Annotated in this window: 16 protein-coding genes and 1 tRNA gene; 10 read left to right on the top strand and 7 right to left on the bottom strand. The window is 72.6% G+C overall.

Translation table 11 applies throughout. From position 1 onward, the window contains the following. Positions 1 to 371 precede the first annotated feature (371 nt). From ESG85_RS00305 to ESG85_RS00280, 6 genes are all read left to right on the top strand, one after another. Entirely contained in the window at positions 372 to 854 is a 483-nt protein-coding gene (locus tag ESG85_RS00305) for a CarD family transcriptional regulator (protein ID WP_003953493.1), read from the top strand. A gap of 522 nt (positions 855 to 1,376) precedes the next feature. Further along, a complete protein-coding gene (ispD, locus tag ESG85_RS00300) occupies positions 1,377 to 2,126 on the top strand; it encodes a 2-C-methyl-D-erythritol 4-phosphate cytidylyltransferase (protein ID WP_128975961.1) in 750 nt (249 codons plus the stop codon). Beyond that, complete coding sequence (gene ispF / locus ESG85_RS00295; RefSeq protein ID WP_128975960.1) at positions 2,116 to 2,628, top strand: 2-C-methyl-D-erythritol 2,4-cyclodiphosphate synthase; 513 nt, start codon at positions 2,116 to 2,118, stop codon at positions 2,626 to 2,628. The genes ispD and ispF overlap by 11 nt, the downstream gene beginning before the upstream one ends. 114 nt (positions 2,629 to 2,742) lie before the next feature. Further along, the gene (gene cysS / locus ESG85_RS00290; protein WP_128975959.1) at positions 2,743 to 4,143 is read left to right on the top strand and encodes a cysteine--tRNA ligase; all 1,401 of its coding nucleotides are present in this window, start codon (positions 2,743 to 2,745) and stop codon (positions 4,141 to 4,143) included. 91 nt (positions 4,144 to 4,234) lie between these two features. Further along, the gene (gene rlmB, locus ESG85_RS00285) at positions 4,235 to 5,191 is read left to right on the top strand and encodes a 23S rRNA (guanosine(2251)-2'-O)-methyltransferase RlmB (RefSeq protein WP_128975958.1); all 957 of its coding nucleotides are present in this window, start codon (positions 4,235 to 4,237) and stop codon (positions 5,189 to 5,191) included. 95 nt (positions 5,192 to 5,286) lie between these two features. Beyond that, positions 5,287 to 6,846: a DoxX family membrane protein gene (locus tag ESG85_RS00280; protein WP_128975957.1), complete on the top strand. Its 1,560-nt coding sequence runs from the start codon at positions 5,287 to 5,289 to the stop codon at positions 6,844 to 6,846. Between the two features lie 386 nt (positions 6,847 to 7,232). On the opposite strand, the gene ESG85_RS00275 is transcribed toward ESG85_RS00280, so the two are convergent. The 3 genes from ESG85_RS00275 to ESG85_RS00265 form a co-directional block, all read right to left on the bottom strand. Continuing rightward, the gene (locus tag ESG85_RS00275; RefSeq protein WP_128975956.1) at positions 7,233 to 7,946 is read right to left on the bottom strand and encodes a nucleotidyltransferase family protein; all 714 of its coding nucleotides are present in this window, start codon (positions 7,944 to 7,946) and stop codon (positions 7,233 to 7,235) included. A 51-nt stretch (positions 7,947 to 7,997) separates the two neighbouring features. Continuing rightward, positions 7,998 to 8,411 (bottom strand): hypothetical protein, encoded by a 414-nt coding sequence (locus ESG85_RS00270; protein WP_128975955.1) that lies wholly within the window; start codon positions 8,409 to 8,411, stop codon positions 7,998 to 8,000. A 331-nt stretch (positions 8,412 to 8,742) separates the two neighbouring features. Beyond that, complete coding sequence (locus ESG85_RS00265) at positions 8,743 to 9,840, bottom strand: ABC transporter ATP-binding protein (RefSeq protein WP_128975954.1); 1,098 nt, start codon at positions 9,838 to 9,840, stop codon at positions 8,743 to 8,745. A gap of 191 nt (positions 9,841 to 10,031) precedes the next feature. Here ESG85_RS00265 and ESG85_RS00260 point away from each other — a divergent pair. Next, positions 10,032 to 10,108, top strand: a tRNA-Thr gene (locus ESG85_RS00260). 195 nt (positions 10,109 to 10,303) lie between these two features. Here the strand turns inward: ESG85_RS00260 and ESG85_RS00255 are convergent. Next, positions 10,304 to 11,701 (bottom strand): NAD(P)/FAD-dependent oxidoreductase, encoded by a 1,398-nt coding sequence (locus ESG85_RS00255; RefSeq protein WP_181018922.1) that lies wholly within the window; start codon positions 11,699 to 11,701, stop codon positions 10,304 to 10,306. A 251-nt stretch (positions 11,702 to 11,952) separates the two neighbouring features. Between ESG85_RS00255 and ESG85_RS00250 the strand changes: the two genes are divergently transcribed. Further along, positions 11,953 to 12,435: a GNAT family N-acetyltransferase gene (locus ESG85_RS00250; RefSeq protein ID WP_246094737.1), complete on the top strand. Its 483-nt coding sequence runs from the start codon at positions 11,953 to 11,955 to the stop codon at positions 12,433 to 12,435. A 9-nt stretch (positions 12,436 to 12,444) separates the two neighbouring features. Beyond that, on the top strand, positions 12,445 to 12,780 hold the full coding sequence (locus tag ESG85_RS00245; RefSeq protein ID WP_128975952.1) for a hypothetical protein: 336 nt from the start codon (positions 12,445 to 12,447) through the stop codon (positions 12,778 to 12,780). A gap of 148 nt (positions 12,781 to 12,928) precedes the next feature. Here ESG85_RS00245 and ESG85_RS00240 read toward each other — a convergent pair whose 3' ends face one another. Next, complete coding sequence (locus ESG85_RS00240) at positions 12,929 to 13,921, bottom strand: zinc-binding dehydrogenase (protein ID WP_128975951.1); 993 nt, start codon at positions 13,919 to 13,921, stop codon at positions 12,929 to 12,931. Between the two features lie 73 nt (positions 13,922 to 13,994). Continuing rightward, a complete protein-coding gene (locus tag ESG85_RS00235) occupies positions 13,995 to 15,194 on the bottom strand; it encodes an FAD-dependent oxidoreductase (protein ID WP_128975950.1) in 1,200 nt (399 codons plus the stop codon). A 145-nt stretch (positions 15,195 to 15,339) separates the two neighbouring features. Between ESG85_RS00235 and ESG85_RS00230 the strand changes: the two genes are divergently transcribed. Next, on the top strand, positions 15,340 to 16,011 hold the full coding sequence (locus ESG85_RS00230; protein ID WP_128975949.1) for a pentapeptide repeat-containing protein: 672 nt from the start codon (positions 15,340 to 15,342) through the stop codon (positions 16,009 to 16,011). Positions 16,012 to 16,029: 18 nt separating this feature from the next. Here ESG85_RS00230 and ESG85_RS00225 read toward each other — a convergent pair whose 3' ends face one another. Beyond that, a complete protein-coding gene (locus ESG85_RS00225; protein ID WP_128975948.1) occupies positions 16,030 to 16,530 on the bottom strand; it encodes a hypothetical protein in 501 nt (166 codons plus the stop codon). Between the last annotated feature and the right edge of the window lie 192 nt (positions 16,531 to 16,722).

The following is a 16,722-nucleotide window of genomic DNA, read 5'->3' as shown; positions in this document are numbered from 1 at the left end:
TTCGGCCGCCCGGGCGCGCATTACCCGCGCACCGGCCCTCCGCGCCATTCGGGATTCCTGTCGTGATCAATTCGAGAATCCGCCCGTACGGGTGGTCGATCCTCGAACGGACTACGTGAAGAGGGCCACACTGAACCCGGCAAACCGGGACATCGACCCCCTCTCGTGCCACCCTCGGGGTCTGTAACGTGGGTGTTTCCCTGCGTCCGCGCAGCCGCTCCGACCTGCGAATACCGCCTTCCGGAAGGGCTCCGCAGCACGTCCCCGGCGCTGTTGTCAAGCCCCGAGATATGCCCTGACCTGCGAAAACGCCATTCAGAAGAAGCCGTATCCGTGTTACTCTGGATAGCCACGGAAGGGGTACCTGTCACATGACGTTCAAGGTTGGCGACACCGTGGTCTATCCCCATCACGGGGCCGCGCTGATCGAGGCCATCGAAACTCGCCAGATCAAAGGCGTGGACAAGACCTACTTGGTGCTCAAGGTCGCGCAGGGCGACCTGACGGTTCGTGTGCCGGCGGACAATGCGGAGTTCGTCGGTGTTCGCGACGTGGTCGGTCAGGACGGGCTGGACCGGGTCTTCGAGGTGCTGCGTGCGCCGTACGCCGAGGAGCCGACCAACTGGTCCCGTCGCTACAAGGCGAACCTGGAGAAGCTCGCTTCGGGCGATGTCATCAAGGTCGCCGAAGTGGTGCGCGACCTGTGGCGTCGCGAGCGCGAGCGCGGTCTCTCCGCCGGTGAGAAGCGCATGCTGGCCAAGGCGCGTCAGATCCTGGTGAGCGAGCTGGCCCTCGCGGAGAACACCAACGAGGACAAGGCCGAGGCACTTCTCGACGAGGTGCTCGCGTCCTGACGCCTGCCGTCTGATGCCATCCGACGCCTGGCGTACGACCATGTCTGCCATGACGTGTCTGCCATGACTGTCATGTCTGTCATGACTGCCATGTCAGGGACTTCGGACCACGGACAGGCATGCCACGCACAATGCCGCGGTGCCCGCTGACGCGCTGTGAATCGCTCTGATTCCACAGTGCCGTCGCCGGGCACTGCGGCATGTTCGTCTCTCTTCTTTCCCGTCCCCCCGTCGATCTTCCGAGTCGATCTCCCGACCCGCCCCTGTCGACCTCGGCAGCCCTCGCGAAGCGCCGACCGGCCACCTCGCGAAGCGCCGACCCGGCACCCTCGCGAAGCCGGACCTCGACATCCCTCACGAACGCGACAATCATCGCGATGGCCACAACCGTGGCGATCGCGCGGCTCGCACGGCGACGCCTCGACCGTCGTCACGGAAAGGGCCCGGTCGAGGCGTCGCAGGCAAGCCTGCTGACGCCATACCCACGTCGCCCGCGGAAACAAACCTGCCGGAGTGCAACCGATGACAGACGAAGCGCGTCCTCCTCGTACCGCCGTGGTGATCCCCGCGGCCGGCCGGGGCGTGCGCCTCGGCCCGGGCGCCCCCAAGGCGCTGCGCGCGCTGAACGGCACCCCCATGCTCATCCACGCCGTCCGGGCGATGGCCGCCTCCCGCGCCGTCTCCCTCGTCGTCGTGGTCGCGCCGTCCGACGGCGCAGCCGAGGTGAAGAACCTCCTCGACGCCCACGCGCTGCCCGAGCGCACCGACTACGTGGTCGTGCCCGGCGGCGACACCCGCCAGGAGTCCGTCCACCTGGGCCTCAAGGCGATCCCCGACGACGTCACCACCGTCCTCGTCCACGACGCCGCCCGCCCGCTCGTGCCCGTCGACACCGTCGACGCCGTCATCGAGGCGGTACGGGACGGGGCCGTCGCCGTCGTTCCCGCGATGCCCGTCGCCGACACCGTCAAGGAGGTCGAGCCGGCCGAGCGGCCCGGCGACCCCGAGCAGGTCGTCGCCACCCCGATCCGCGCCCGCCTCCGCGCCGTGCAGACCCCGCAGGGCTTCGACCGCGAGACCCTCGTCAACGCCCACGCCACCGTCGCCCTCACCGGGGAGGGCGCCACCGACGACGCCGGCATGGTCGAGAAGCTCGGCGCGCCCGTCGTCGTCGTGCCCGGCCACGAAGAGGCCTTCAAGGTGACCCGTCCGCTCGACCTCGTCCTCGCCGAGGCCGTACTCGCCCGCAGGAGGGCCAACGATGGCTTCTGACAGCCGCCCCCAGCTCCCCGTGCTGCCCCGCACCGGCATCGGCACCGACGTCCACGCCTTCGAGGAGGGGCGCGAGCTGTGGTGCGCCGGTCTCCTGTGGGAGGGCGAGGAGTACGGGCTCGCCGGACACTCGGACGGTGACGTGGCCGCCCACGCCGCCTGCGACGCGCTGTTCTCCGCCGCCGGCATCGGCGACCTCGGCGCCCACTTCGGGACCTCGCGCCCCGAGTGGTCCGGTGCCTCCGGCGTCACCCTGCTCGCCGAGGCCGCCCGCATCGTCCGGGCCGAGGGGTACGAGATCGGCAACATCGCCGTCCAGGTCGTCGGTGTCCGCCCCAAGATCGGCAAGCGTCGCGACGAGGCCCAGAAGGCGCTGAGCGAGGCGGCCGGCGCCCCCGTGTCGGTCTCCGGCACCACCACCGACGGCCTCGGCCTCACCGGCCGCGCCGAAGGCCTGGCCGCCCTCGCGACCGCCCTCGTCTACCCGGTGGGCCGCGCCTGACGAGGGCCGGGGGAGGAGGGGCCCGGCCCCGAAGGCGGGACAACTCGTGAAAAGTGTCATCCGCGACCCGCAAGGGGTCGCGGGGCACTGCCCCCCGCCCACTACCCTGGTGGGGTGACTATTCGCCTGTACGACACCAGCGCCCGGCAGATCCGTGACTTCACCCCGATCAAGCCGGGCTGTGTCTCGATCTACCTGTGTGGCGCGACCGTGCAGGCCGCCCCGCACATCGGGCACATCCGCTCGGGCCTGAACTTCGACATCATGCGCCGCTGGTTCGCGTACCGCGGCTACGACGTCACGTTCGTCCGCAACGTCACCGACATCGACGACAAGATCATCAGGAAGGGCGCCGAGCAGGGCCGCCCCTGGTGGTCCATCGGCTACGAGAACGAGCGCGCCTTCAACGACGGCTACCACGCCCTCGGTTGCCTGCCGCCCACCTACGAGCCGCGCGCCACCGGCCACGTCACCGAGATGGTCGAGATGATGCGCGGCCTCATCGAGCGCGGCCACGCCTATGTCGCCGACGGCAGCGTCTACTTCGACGTGCGCTCCTTCCCGGACTACCTGGCGCTGTCCAACCAGGACATCGACGACCTGCGCCAGCCCGCCGAGGAGGGCATCACCGGCAAGCGCGACCCGCGCGACTTCGCCATGTGGAAGGCGACCAAGCCGGGCGAGCCCGACTGGGAGACGCCGTGGGGCCGCGGCCGTCCCGGCTGGCACCTGGAGTGCTCGGCGATGGCGCACAAGTACCTGGGCTCCGCCTTCGACATCCACGGCGGCGGCCTCGACCTGGTCTTCCCCCACCACGAGAACGAGATCGCCCAGGCCAAGGCCTTCGGCGACGACTTCGCCTCGTACTGGGTGCACAACGCCTGGGTCACCATGAGCGGCGAGAAGATGTCGAAGTCGCTGGGCAACAGCGTCCTCGTCTCCGAGATGGTGAAGAACTGGCGCCCGATCGTCCTCCGTTACTACCTGGGCACCCCGCACTACCGCTCGATGATCGAGTACAGCGAGGAGTCCCTGCGCGAGGCCGAGGCCGCCTTCGGCCGCATCGAGGGCTTCGTGCAGCGCGCCACCGAGAAGGCCGGTTCGCCCGTCGCGCCCGCCGCCGAGGTGCCGCCGGCCTTCGCCGAGGCCATGGACGACGACCTGGGCGTGCCGCACGCGCTGGCGATCATCCACACCACCGTCCGTCAGGGCAACAGCGCACTGGCCGCCGACGACAAGGACGAGGCCATCGCGCGCCTCGCCGAGGTGCGCGCCATGCTCGGCGTCCTCGGTCTCGACCCGCTCGACCCGCACTGGGCCGAGGAGACCGGTGGCGGCGAGGAACTGCACGACGTGGTCGACACCCTCGTACGGCTGGTGCTCCAGCAGCGCGAGTCCGCCCGCGAACGGAAGGACTGGGCGACCGCGGACGCCATCCGGGACCAGCTCACGCGCTCCGGCCTCGCCATCGAGGACAGCCCGGACGGACCGCGCTGGACCCTCGCCAACCGCTAGCAAGACGACGAGTGTGCCGTCCGGGCCTCCGGGCGGCACACTTCACTTACAGGCTTCATACGCACGCAGGTAGAGGAAACAGGTAGCAGTCATGGCCGGGAACAGCCAGCGCAGGGGACGTCGCACGTCCAACAAGAAGGGCGCGACGGTCGGCAGCGGTGGCCAGCGACGCAAGGGCCTCGAAGGCAAGGGCCCCACGCCCAAGGCCGAGAACCGCAAGGGCCACAAGGCCTACCGCGTCTCCAACGCCATGGCCCGGAACGCGGCCAAGCGCAAGCCCGTCGCCCGCCGCGGCGGCAAGGGCCAGTCGGAGATGGTCGTCGGCCGCAACCCGGTCTTCGAGGCACTGCGCGACGGCGTGCCCGCCACCACGCTCTACGTCCAGCAGTTCATCGACAACGACGAGCGGGTGCGCGAGGCCCTGAACCTCGCCACCGGCCGCGGCACCATCAACATCATGGAGGCGCCGCGCCCCGAGCTGGACCGGATGACCAACGGGCTCAACCACCAGGGTCTCGTCCTCCAGGTCCCGCCGTACGAGTACGCGCACCCCGAGGACCTGGCCGAGGCGGCCTACGACGACCACGAGGACCCGCTGATCGTGGCCCTCGACGGCGTCACCGACCCGCGCAACCTGGGCGCCGTCGTCCGCTCCGTCTCCGCCTTCGGCGGCCACGGCGTGGTCGTGCCCGAGCGGCGCGCGGCCGGCATGACCGCCGGCGCGTGGAAGACCTCGGCCGGCACCGCCGCCCGTACGCCGGTGGCCCGCGCCACCAACCTGACCCGCTGCCTGGAGCAGTACCAGAAGGCGGGCCTGACGGTCGTCGGCCTGTCCGCGGACGGCGACACCGAGGTGCACGAGCTGGAGGCGCTCTCCGGCCCGGTCGTCATCGTGGTCGGCTCCGAGGGCAAGGGCCTGTCCCGCCTGGTCGGCGAGACCTGCGACTTCCTCGTCCGCATCCCGATGCCGGGCGGCGCCGAGTCCCTGAACGCCGGTGTGGCGGCCGGCGTGGTGCTGTACGAAGCGGCGCGCCGCCGCATGCGCTGACCCGTACGGGGGACGGACCCCGGCCATGATCTTGACGGGCCCCCGACATTTCGGGGCCGTCAAGGCAGTGTCCTAACCGCGCGTCACTCGGTTAGATGAGTGTGGACACCAGAACGCCCCGGCCGGGGTTCGACGATCAGCCCGCGCTGAGCATGGTCAAGGTGGATTCCGATCCCGCCCAGGTGATCGTGAACCACGCCAGCTTCCGTGTGCGGCTCGCGCCGGCCAAGGAGACGAAGGTCGCTCCCCGTATCGCCGCGCTCGCCGGAGCGGCCGGTATGGGCGCGGTTGCCGGCGCGGGGGCGGGCCAGGCCCGTCGCCGTCCCGTCGTGTGGAGCGGCAAGTCCGCGCCGGGCGCCACCGGGCTGCTCCAGGCGGTCCGCGACTCGTCCGCCGCCGGCGCCGTCTCCATCCTGGAGCCGACGACCCAGACCATCCCACGCATCGACGACACGATGCCCACCCCGGTGGTGCCCGCGGCCGGTTCGCCGGGCCCGCTGCTGCCGCCGATGCGGCGGGCCGAGGGCGCGTACGACGACGTGTACGAGATGGCGCCCGACGCGTACGACACGGGCGCCGAGCCGGACGCCCGCGGGGACCGGCGGGGCGCCGCGGGGATGCCGGCCGGCGCCGCTTCGGCGGCGGTCAGGCACGCCTACTACCCGGGCCGCCGGATGAACCTGGGCGTGGTGCTCCTGCCGCTGCGCGTCTTCCTCGGCTTCATCTCCATCTACGCGGGCATGGGCAAGCTCTGCGACCCCGTCTACTTCGACGGCGGCGAGCGCGGCTCCATGGTCAAGTGGCTGACCTCGCTGCACCCGTGGGCGCTCGCCGAGCCGCTGCGTGACTTCGCGCTGCAGCACCCGGTCGGCGCGGGCCTCACCGTCGCGTTCCTGCAGGTCGTCGTCGGCGTGCTGACCGTCCTCGGCCTGTGGCAGCGGGTCGCGGCGGTGATCGGCGCGCTGCTGTCCGCGGCACTGATCCTGACGGTCAGCTGGAAGACCGTCCCCGTCTACGACGCGCCGGACTTCATCTTCCTGGCCGCGTGGTCGCCGCTGATCATCGCGGGCGCCCCGGTGTACTCGGTCGACGGCCGGCTCGCCGGCGAGGCCTGGCGGACCCTCGGGCCGCGCTCGCAGCTGTGGGACCTGCGCCGCCGGGTGCTGCGGCGGGGCACGGTCGTGGCGGCGGTCGTCGTGGGCCTCACGCTGCTGGTGGGCTCGATGCTGGGCGGCGCGGTGCGCTCCTCGCAGATGGTCACGGTGCCGGGTCCGAACGACGACCCGATCAACCACCTGCCGGGTCAGCCGCTGCCGCCGGAGCCGGGCACGAGCAGCCCGTCCCGCGAGGCCACGAAGAGCCCGAAGCCGACGGCGACGACCGGGGCGAGCGGTAAGGACGAGGAGGACGAGGACGAGGCGAAGCCGACGGAGTCGGCGCGGGAGACCCAGCGGAGTCAGCGGACGAGCCCGCCGGCGACGACCACGCGGAGCCCGAGCCAGACCCGTACGACGGCGCCGTCCTCGTCGACGAGCGACTCCACGTCGGGCGGCACGAGCGGCACCCCGTCGAGCGGGAGCAGCACCGGCTCGTCGGACGGCGGCTCGACGTCGGGCGGCGGCGCCCGGAACCCGATCGGCGGCCTGCTGGGCTGAGGCCGGGCCGCAGCAGTCCCGGAAGGGGCCAGGAGTCGGAGCAGTCGCGGAAGGGGCTCCCGGTGTCCTCAGGACACCGGGAGCCCCTTTGCGCTGCGCTCACTTCGTGCGGGAGGGCGCGTGGGCCATGGGGGCCGCGTGGGCCAGGTGAGGGGCCGAGGTGTGGTGGGCCAGGTGGGCCAGGTGAGGGGCCGAGGTGTGGTGGGCCAGGTGGGCCAGGTGAGGGACCGGGGGCGTGGTGAGCCGCGTGGGCCAGGTGAGGGGCCGAGGTGTGGTGGGCCGCGTGAGGGGCCGTGCGAGGCGGTGGGGGTGTCGCCGCCCTGACGCGAGGGCGGCGACACGGTCCGTGGCGCCCCGCCTGGTCGCCGGTGTGCCGGTGGGCGCGGCTACGCCTGCGCCGCGAGTTCCTTCGCCGCCTCCGTCAGGTCCTTGGCGGTGTCGATGGCCCGCCAGTACGCGCCCTGGGGCAGCGGGAAGCCCGCCAGGCGCCGTTCTCGGGCGAGGCGCGGGAAGGTGGTGCGCTCGTGGTCGCCGCGCTCGGGCAGCAGGTCCGTGAAGGCCGGGGAGAAGACGTACACGCCGGCGTTGATGAGGTACGGCGACGGCGGCGCCTCGATGAAGTCGGTGATGTGTCCGAAGGCGTCGGTCTCGACGGCGCCCCACGGGATGCGCGGCCGGGCCAGCGCGAGGGTCGCGGTGGCGTCGCGTTCGGTGTGGAACTCGGCCATCTCGCGCAGCGAGAACCGGGTCCAGATGTCGCCGTTGGTGGCGTACCAGGGCCGGTCCGGGTCGGGCAGGTGCGCGGCGGCGTACTTGAGGCCGCCGCCGCGGCCCAGGGGTTCGGACTCGACGACCGTGGTGACCTTCAACGGCAGGTCCGCCGTCTCCAGCCACTCCTGGAGCACCTCGGCGAGGTGCCCGCAGGAGACGACGGCGTCCGTGACTCCCTCGGCGGCGAGCCAGGACAGCTGATGGCCGATGATCGGGGTCCCGGTGCCCGGGATCTCGACCATCGGCTTGGGGCGGTCGTCGGTGTACGGGCGCAGCCGCGAGCCCTGGCCGCCCGCCAGGACCACGGCCTGCGTCGGGGAAGTGTGCATACCGGGAACGATATGCGGTGAAGCGGTGAGCGACAGGCCTGCCGGGACCGGTCAGGCGGCGTTCATGACACCGGTCGCGAAGGAGGTGTCGCAGACGGGGCGGGAGTAGGACTGGGCGCGCGTCGGGCCGAAGCGCTCCACCGCGGCGGCGCCGAGGGCGCGGGCGATGGACATGCAGTGCCGGGCGAGCGAGGGCCGGTTCTCCACCTCGCGCTGGAGGTGGGTGAGGGCGACCCCGGGGTCCTTCTCCTGAAGCTCTGCGAGGAGCTGGTCGCGGAGAATATCCTGCGGGGCACGGGACTTGGCCCGGGTGGAGACGTCCGAGGAGGACGCGGTCAGCATCTGGGTCCCGTGGCTCTGACCGGCCCACGGTACGGCGGACACCGCGAGCGTTCCCGAGAGCACCAGGACGACGGGCAGGACGAGGGCGAGAGAGCGGCCGATTCGGCGGGCAGTATGCGTCACGCAGGCGAGCGTAGCGGCCGGTAGTGATATGGCGACATTTCGTCACTCTCGCGGGGGATGGTTCGAGGCGGTCTTTCGAATCCCGTGTTGACGCGGCGGGGCGGCGGACCAGCTGTTTGTCCAGGTCTGCCGGGGTTTTCGCCGAGTCGTGGATTCATGCCTCCAGTACGCGAACGGCCCCGCCCCCGCAAGCGGGACGGAGCCGTACGGCGTGCGGTGCGCGCATCGGCGCGTGGGCGGGCGCCGATGCGCGCGGGTGCACCCGGGTGCGCGGTGGGCGCCGCGCGCGGGACGCGGCGGCGCACCGGGGCGCACGCGGGTGGGTGGTGCGTCAGTCGGAGAGGCGCTCGCCCGTCGAGGTCGAGAAGACGTGCAGCTCGGCCGAGCGCGGCACGACGTGCAGCGTGGAGCCCTTGGCCGGGGCCTCGCGGCCGCCGACGCGGACCACGACGTCCTTGTCCTCGCCGCCGACGCGGGTCGTGCCGTACACGAAGCTGTCGGAGCCGAGCTCCTCGACCACGTTCACGGTCACGGCCAGGCCGTCCTTGCCGGTCGGGCCCGACACGTCGAAGTGCTCGGGGCGGACGCCGACGGTGACGGTGGTGTCGCCCTTGGCGGCCGCGGCGGCGATGGCCTCGCGGGAGACCGGGACGACGCTCGCGCCGAACTTCACGCCGCCGTCGGTGATCGGGACCTCGATCAGGTTCATGGCGGGGGAGCCGATGAAGCCGGCGACGAAGAGGTTGGCGGGCCTGTCGTACATGGTGCGCGGGGTGTCGACCTGCTGGAGCAGACCGTCCTTGAGCACGGCGACCCGGTCGCCCATGGTGAGGGCCTCGGTCTGGTCGTGCGTGACGTAGACCGTGGTGATGCCCAGGCGGCGCTGGAGGCTCGCGATCTGGGTGCGGGTCGAGACGCGGAGCTTGGCGTCGAGGTTCGACAGCGGCTCGTCCATGAGGAAGACCTGCGGCTCGCGGACGATGGCGCGGCCCATGGCGACGCGCTGGCGCTGACCGCCGGAGAGCGCCTTCGGCTTGCGGTCCAGGTACTCGGTGAGGTCGAGGATCTTCGCCGCTTCCTCGACCTTGGCGCGGATCTCGCTCTTGTTGACGCCGGCGATCTTGAGGGCGAAGCCCATGTTGTCGGCGACGGTCATGTGCGGGTAGAGCGCGTAGTTCTGGAACACCATGGCGATGTCCCGGTCCTTCGGCGGCAGGTGCGTGACGTCGCGGTCGCCGATGCGGATGGCGCCGGAGGTGACGTCCTCCAGGCCGGCGAGCATGCGCAGCGAGGTCGACTTGCCACAGCCGGAGGGGCCGACGAGGACGAGGAACTCGCCGTCGGCGATCTCGATCTCCAGCTCGTTGACGGAGGGCTTTTCGGCGCCGGGGTAGACCAGGGTCGCCTTGTCGTAGGTGACGGAAGCCATGGTGATGTGTCCCTTCACCGGCAGGAACGTGCCGGACGATCCGAGTAAAGGAAGGATTGAGGTCTAGTCCACCAGGGTGAACTCGAGGTGACGCTACCTGGCGATGCCGGATCTGTCAGCACTCCGGCTGCTACGGGATGCGTGAGATTTCCGACCGTGGGCGGGCGCACGTTCGTTACACTGCACTCGCTGCCTCCTTAGCTCAGCTGGCCAGAGCACCGCTCTTGTAAAGCGGGGGTCGTCGGTTCGAACCCGACAGGGGGCTCCAGGAAGGACACGCGAGGACCCCCAACCGATCATGGCTGGGGGTCTTTGACATCTACGGGTGACGTCGACGGGTGACGTCAACGGGGGCGGTCGGCCGGGGCAGGGCCGAGCAGACGGGGCGCCGGGCGTGGCTCGACGACTGGCAGCGTGTTCCTTCCGTGCCCGATCGAGGCTCGCGACCCCGCTGCCGCCCGCCTCAGCGGCCGCTCAGCCTGTTCGCCAGGATCGCGATGCGGTCCGTCTCCGCCGTGCGGGCCGTGGACTCGCGGCGGTCGGCGCCCCGGAAGGCGGCGTACATCGTCTGGACGCCGAGCCAGCGCAGCGGCTCCGGTTCCCACTTGCGGACGCGGTGGTCGACCCAGGGCAGGGTCGTCAGCTCCGTCGGGCCCGCCTGGCCGGAGTCCTGCTGGACGAGGTCGCGCAGGGTGCGGGCGGCCAGGTTGGCGGTGGCGACGCCGGAGCCGACGTAACCGCCCGCCCAGCCCAGTCCCGTCGAGCGGTCCAGCGTGACCGTCGCGCACCAGTCGCGGGGCACGCCGAGGACGCCGGACCAGGCGTGGGCGATGCCGACGCCCGCGAGCTGCGGGAAGAAGCGGATCAGGATCTCGCGCAGCGCCTCCACGGTCCGGGGCTGGGTGCGGCCGTCGTTGTCGGTCTTCGAGCCGTAGCGGTACGGGACGCCCCGGCCGCCGAGCGCGATGCGTCCGTCGGCGGTGCGCTGGGCGTACATGTAGGCGTGCGCCATGTCGCCGAGGGTCTCCAGGCCGTCCCAGCCGATCGACTCCCACTGGGCGTCGGTGAGCGGTTCGGTGGCGATCATGGAGGAGTTCATCGGGAGCCAGGTGCGGCGCTGGCCCGCGAGGGAGGCGGTGAAGCCCTCGGTGCAGCGCAGCACGTACGGCGCGCGGACGGTGCCGTACGGCGTGACCGCGTGCTTGGGGCGGATCTCCGTCACGGGGGTCGATTCGTGGATCGTGACGCCGAGCGCCTCGACGGCGGCGGCCAGGCCCTTGACCAGCTTGACCGGGTGGAGCCGGGCGCCGTGCGGCGTCCAGGAGGAGCCGACGGCGCCGGTGACGCGGATGCGCCGGGCGGTCTCGCGGGCGCCGTACAGCTCGCGGTCCTTCTCGCCGAAGGCGATTTCGACGGCGTGGAAGTCCTTGAGGCGGGCCAGCTGGGCGGGGGAGGTGGCGACCTCCAGGACGCCGCCGCGGTGGATGCCGGCGTCGATGCCCTCGGCGGCGCAGACGTCGACGACCTCGGTGACGGTGTCGTTCATGGCGTGCTGGAGGCGTACGGCGGCCTCGTGGCCGTGCTGCTTCGCGTAGCGGTCGCGGCCGGCGATGCCGTTGTAGAGCCAGCCGCCGTTGCGGCCGGAGGCGCCGTAGCCGCAGAACGCGGCCTCCAGGACGGTGATGTTGAGGAAGGGGACGGCCTTCTTGAGGTAGTAGGCGGTCCACAGGCCGGTGTAGCCGCCGCCGACGATGCAGACGTCGGCCGTGGCGTCGCCGGGCAGCGGCTCGCGCGGGGCGGGGGCTCCGTCCTGCGCGTACCAGAACGAGATGCCGCCGTTGACCGTGCCGATCGTGCTCATGTCCATCCTCTTCCGGGTCCGTGCGCGGGAGGTTACCGGGGCTCCGGTCCCGTGGACAGGCCTTCCGGCCTGGGCCGGTCGGTCGTGGCACGGACCCCGGACGGCGGGCGTTCTCTTCGGTGCGATGCCGGTGCGATGCCGGTGCGATGTCGGTGATGCCGGTGCGATGTCAGTGCGTTTCGGGGCCGGAGCAGGTGTCCATCGCTCGGACTCTGATGGCGCGGCGTCTCCGACCCGGGCACCCTGAAACCATGATCCGTACCGCCACGCCCGCCGACGTCCCCGTCATCCACCGGCTCGTCCGCGAACTCGCGGAGTACGAGAAGGCCCTCGACGAGGCCCGCGCCACCCCGGAACAGCTCCACGAGGCCCTCTTCGGCGAACACCCCGCCGCCTACGCCCACATCGCCGAGACGGACGACGGCGAGGTCGCCGGCTTCGCCCTCTGGTTCCTCAACTTCTCGACGTGGCGCGGCGTCCACGGCATCTACCTGGAGGACCTCTACGTCCGCCCGGAGAAGCGCGGCGGCGGCCACGGCAAGGCCCTCCTCACCGAACTCGCCCGCCTGTGCGTGGAGCGCGGCTACGAGCGCCTCGAGTGGTCCGTCCTCGACTGGAACAAGCCGTCCATCGACTTCTACGAGTCCCTCGGCGCCCGCCCGCAGGACGAGTGGACGGTGTACCGGCTGACGGACGGGGCCCTGAAGTCGCTGGGCGGGGGCGGGAGAAGGTAGGAAGGGGGCATGGACAAGGACATTCAGCAGCGGTTCGAGCGGATCACGGCCTTCGTCGAGGCGCGGCTCACGCCGCTCTTCGACCCGGAGAACGGCAGCGACCACGGCTTCGGGATGGACGACACCTCCCGTGCGCTGCGCGCGCTGCGTTACACCGTGCAGGCCGCCTCCGCGGTGAACGGGCTGCTGGAGAAGCGGGCCACGGCGCCGGAGCTGCGGCAGGTCGTGGACCAGGCGCTGGAGCACAACTGGGACGTGCTGCGCTCCGTGGCCCGGATGTGGGAGGACCACCCGGACTTCCGGAAGGAGTTCAAGGGGCACTCCTGGGACGTGCTGGGCATCTGAGCCGGCTCCCGCCCCGTACGGGCCCGACTCCCGCCCCGTGCGGGCCCGCGCTCCCGCCCCGTACAGGGCCCGGGTCCCGTCCCGTACGGGTCCGCGCTTCCGTCGTACGGCGGGCAGGGTCCCGCCCGTACGGGGCCGGGGTCGCGTTCTACGGGACCAGGACCACCTTTCCCGTCGTGCCCCGGGTCTCCAGGGCGCGGTGGGCCGCCGCCGCCTCCGCGAGGGGGAAGCGGTGGACCGCCGGGCGGAGGGTGCCGGAGGAGACGGCGGCCAGCGCGGCCAGTTCGAGGTTGCGGATGTCGCCGCCCGCCTTCTCGATCATCACCGGTCCCAGGACGGACCTCGACGTGATGCCGCGGGCCGTGACCTCCTCCTCCGTGAAGGCGAGTTCCTCGCCGCCCGACCAGCCGAAGACGAGGTGCTCCCCGCCCTCGCCGAGCAGGTCCACCGCGGCACGGGCGGTCGCCCCGCCCACCGAGTCGAAGACGACCGTCGCCCGCCTGCCGCGCCCGTCGAGGTACGCGGCGACCTGCTGGGCCCAGTCCGGCGCCGTGTAGTCGACCGCGAGGTCCGCGCCGTTCTCCTTCACCCGCGCCGTCTTCGCCTCGCCGCCCGCCAGGCCGATCACGGTCGCGCCGGCGTTCTTCGCGTACTGCACGAGGAGGGTGCCGATGCCGCCCGCCGCGGCCGGGACGATCGCGATCGAGTCCGGGCCGAGCTCGGTGAACTGCAGGATCCCGAGGGTCGTGCGGCCCGTGCCGATCATGGCGACCGCCTCCGCCTCGCCGACGTGGTCGGGGAGGGCGTGGAGGCGGCCGGCGTCGGTGACGGCGAGTTCGGCGTAGCCGCCCGGCACCATGCCCAGGTGGGCGACCACCCGCCTGCCGAGCCAGCCCGGGTCGGTGCCCTCGCCGAGCGCGTCCACCGTGCCGGCGACCTCGCGGCCGGGGACGGTCGGCAGCTCGGCGGGCTGGTGGACGGGCCCGGTCCGCTCGCCGCGTCGCAGCGCCGTGTCGAGGAGGTGGACGCCGGACGCCGTGACCCTGACGCGGACCTGGCCCGGGCCCGGCACCGGGTCGGCGACCTCCTCGTACGTCAGGTTCTCGGCGGGACCGAAGGCGTGGAGGCGGATGGCGTGCATGGCGGAACTCCCCTGGGCCGGCCGGCCCGTGGTCGGGCTCGGCGATCTCTTCCGGTGGGACCACCCTCCGACCTCAAGCGCGGTTGAGGTCAAGGGACTTCGGCGCCCGCGCGTCCGCCCGCACGTCCGCCCGCATCGCCAGCGACACCGCCTCGACCGCGCTCGTGAACGACACCTCCGAGAGCACGCCCGGCGCCGCGACCTGGTCACCCGCCAGGTACACGCCGTCGCCCTGGTCGATCGCCGGCCGGTCGCGCCAGGTGGTGCCGGGGAGGTCGACCGCGCCCGTACGGCCGTTGGAGACCGCCTCGCGGCGCCACACCGTGCGTTCGCGCCAGCCCGGGAAGCCCAGGTCGAGCAGCCGCTCCGCGTGCGCCACCCCGTCCGCCTTCGCCTCGCCGGGGCCGATCGGCAGCTGCGCCTGGATCAGCGACTCGCCCGCCGGTGCGAGGCCCGGGTCCTGCGCGGTGAAGCGCTCGACCCAGCCGGGCGCGTCCAGGTCCGAGATCACGAACGGGTCGCCCTTCCGGCTCCGCAGCGCCAGGTCGACCAGGACCGTACGGCCCGACTCCCAGGTCAGCGACGGGTCGCCGAGCAGCCGCGCGGCGGCCGGCAGCGAGGTCGCCACCACGACCGGGCCGGCGCCGCGCGGCAGGTCGTCGAGGGCGGCGACGCGCGCCGAGGTCTCGATCCGCACGCCCAGCTCCCGCGCACGCGCCGCCATCCGGCCGATCAGCCGGCCCCAGCCGCCCTTGATGTAGTGCGCCTCCGCCGGCACGCCCGCCGCCCGGTGCAGCCGCTCCTGCACGAAGCGGGCCGACAGCGAGCCCGGGTCGTGGTGGAACAGCGCGACGCCGCTGTACGCGGCGGCGGCGCGCGCCGCGTCCGGTCCGGCGAGCCGGGTCGCCCAGCCGCGGAAGTCCTCGTCCACCGGTGCCCGTCCGGCCGTACGGAGGGACTGCCGCAGGAAGCCGAGCGGCGGGACGCGGCGCAGCGCGCCCCGGTGGTGGAAGCGCAGCGTCGCCGCCTCCCGGAGCGGCAGCGGGGCGAGCTCGCCGAGCAGACCGCGCTGCTTCAGCCAGGTCCAGTGCGGGCCGCCGTTGTAGATCGCGTGCGGGCCCTCGTTGGTCCGGTACGGGGCCTCGGCGGTGCGGGCGCGCCCGCCGAGCGTGTGGTGCGCCTCGTACAGGGTCACCTCGGCGCCCGCCTCCGCGGCGGTGACGGCCGCGGTGAGTCCGGCGAAGCCGCCGCCGACGATCGTGATCTTCCGCATGTGTCCGGCTCCCTCGTGGTCGGTCTGGTGTCGTGTTGCACGGCTTTCACGGAGGGGACGAGGGACCAGGGCGCGTTCGTGACATCGACGGCGGGGGACTGTCAGTGGCGTGCGTCACCATGGCTGCCATGAGTGCGAGGACGCCATGAGTGCGGGGAAGAAGACGGTCGCGAAGGTGCGGCGGGCGGCGGTGCGGCTGCCTCCGCTGGAGGCGTACGCGGGGGAGGCGGAGCCCGACGGGGACTATGACGGCCTGGAGCTCCTCGGCCTCGACCTGGCCGGGCAGGACGGCTCGGGCGCGCGGTTCCTCGACTGCGCGGTGCGCGACTGCGGGCTCGACGGGACGCGGCTGACGGCCGCCCGCTTCCTCGACTCGGTGCTCGACGGCGTACGGGGCGTGGGCACCGATCTCGCGGGCGCGCAGCTGCGGGACGTGGAGCTGGTGGACGCGCGGCTGGGCGGGGCGCAGCTGCACGGGGCGGTGCTGGAGCGGGTGTGGGTGCGGGGCGGGAAGATCGACTACCTGAACCTGCGGGCGGCGAGGCTGAAGGACGTCCTGTTCGAGGGGTGCGTGCTGAGCGAGCCGGACTTCGGGGGCGCGACCCTGGAACGGGTGGAGTTCCGGGACTGTGTGGTGACGGGCGCCGACTTCGGCGGCGCGAGGCTGAAGGACGTCGACCTGCGCACCGTCCAGCGCATCGAGATCGCGCGCGGTGTGGACGCACTGGCCGGCGCGGTCATCTCCCCGGCACAGCTGCTCGACCTGGCGCCGGTGTTCGCGGCGCAGCTGGGGGTGCGGGTGGAGGATCCGTCCTGAGGGGCCGGGGACGCGCCGTCAGGACACGCGGGGGAAGCGGGCCTGGAGGTCCCAGACGGCCGGGTTGTCGGCCAGGCCCTCGTGCATGTCCGTGAGGTCGGCGATCAGGTCGTGGAGGAAGTCGCGGGCCTCGCGGCGCAGTTCGGTGTGGCTGAAGGTGAGCGGCGGCTGGTCGCCCGGCATCCAGTCGGCCTCGACGTCCACCCAGCCGAAGCGGCGCTCGAAGATCATGACGTCGGACGACTCGGTGAAGTCCAGCTCCGCGTACTGGGGCCGGGCGGCGCGGCTGCCGCGCGGATCGCGGTCGATCTGCTCGACGATGTCGCACAGCGCCCACGCGAAGTCGAGCACCGGCACCCATCCCCAGGCTGTGGACAGCTCCTCGTCCTTCTCCGTGTCCGCGAGGTACACGTCGCCGCAGAACAGGTCGTGCCGCAGCGTGTGGACGTCCACGGACCGGTAGTCGGTCTGCGGAGGGTCCGGGAAGCGGCGGGAGAGGGAGTAGCCGATGTCGAGCACGGGTCGATGGTCCCACGCCGTGGGGGCGGCCCGGGGCCGGGCCGGGATTTCGGCCGGGGGGCCGGTGGGGTGGCCGGTGGGGTGGCCGATGCCGACGGCCGGTGGTGGTGGCCGGTGGGGCGGCAAGCGTGGCGGCCGGTGGGGGGCGGCCAGCGGGGCGGCCCCGGCCGCCCGCCGCGGGCCGGGGCCTCA

The organism is Streptomyces roseicoloratus (assembly GCF_004117935.1).
Classification (GTDB): domain Bacteria; phylum Actinomycetota; class Actinomycetes; order Streptomycetales; family Streptomycetaceae; genus Streptomyces; species Streptomyces roseicoloratus.
This window is presented reverse-complemented; position numbering and strand designations above follow the sequence as displayed.

Excerpts from the sequence above, each read along its gene's own strand:
- ESG85_RS00255 (WP_181018922.1), bottom strand. The coding sequence starts at position 11,701 with ATGAGCACGATCGGCACGGTCAACGGCGGCATCTCGTTCTGGTACGCG.
- ispF (WP_128975960.1), top strand. The coding sequence starts at position 2,116 with ATGGCTTCTGACAGCCGCCCCCAGCTCCCCGTGCTGCCCCGCACCGGC.
- ESG85_RS00245 (WP_128975952.1), top strand. The coding sequence starts at position 12,445 with ATGGACAAGGACATTCAGCAGCGGTTCGAGCGGATCACGGCCTTCGTC.
- ESG85_RS00305 (WP_003953493.1), top strand. The coding sequence starts at position 372 with ATGACGTTCAAGGTTGGCGACACCGTGGTCTATCCCCATCACGGGGCC.
- ESG85_RS00240 (WP_128975951.1), bottom strand. The coding sequence starts at position 13,921 with ATGCACGCCATCCGCCTCCACGCCTTCGGTCCCGCCGAGAACCTGACG.
- ESG85_RS00235 (WP_128975950.1), bottom strand. The coding sequence starts at position 15,194 with ATGCGGAAGATCACGATCGTCGGCGGCGGCTTCGCCGGACTCACCGCG.
- rlmB (WP_128975958.1), top strand. The coding sequence starts at position 4,235 with ATGGCCGGGAACAGCCAGCGCAGGGGACGTCGCACGTCCAACAAGAAG.
- ESG85_RS00265 (WP_128975954.1), bottom strand. The coding sequence starts at position 9,840 with ATGGCTTCCGTCACCTACGACAAGGCGACCCTGGTCTACCCCGGCGCC.
- ESG85_RS00280 (WP_128975957.1), top strand. The coding sequence starts at position 5,287 with ATGAGTGTGGACACCAGAACGCCCCGGCCGGGGTTCGACGATCAGCCC.
- ESG85_RS00230 (WP_128975949.1), top strand. The coding sequence starts at position 15,340 with ATGAGTGCGGGGAAGAAGACGGTCGCGAAGGTGCGGCGGGCGGCGGTG.
- ESG85_RS00250 (WP_246094737.1), top strand. The coding sequence starts at position 11,953 with ATGATCCGTACCGCCACGCCCGCCGACGTCCCCGTCATCCACCGGCTC.
- ESG85_RS00275 (WP_128975956.1), bottom strand. The coding sequence starts at position 7,946 with ATGCACACTTCCCCGACGCAGGCCGTGGTCCTGGCGGGCGGCCAGGGC.
- ispD (WP_128975961.1), top strand. The coding sequence starts at position 1,377 with ATGACAGACGAAGCGCGTCCTCCTCGTACCGCCGTGGTGATCCCCGCG.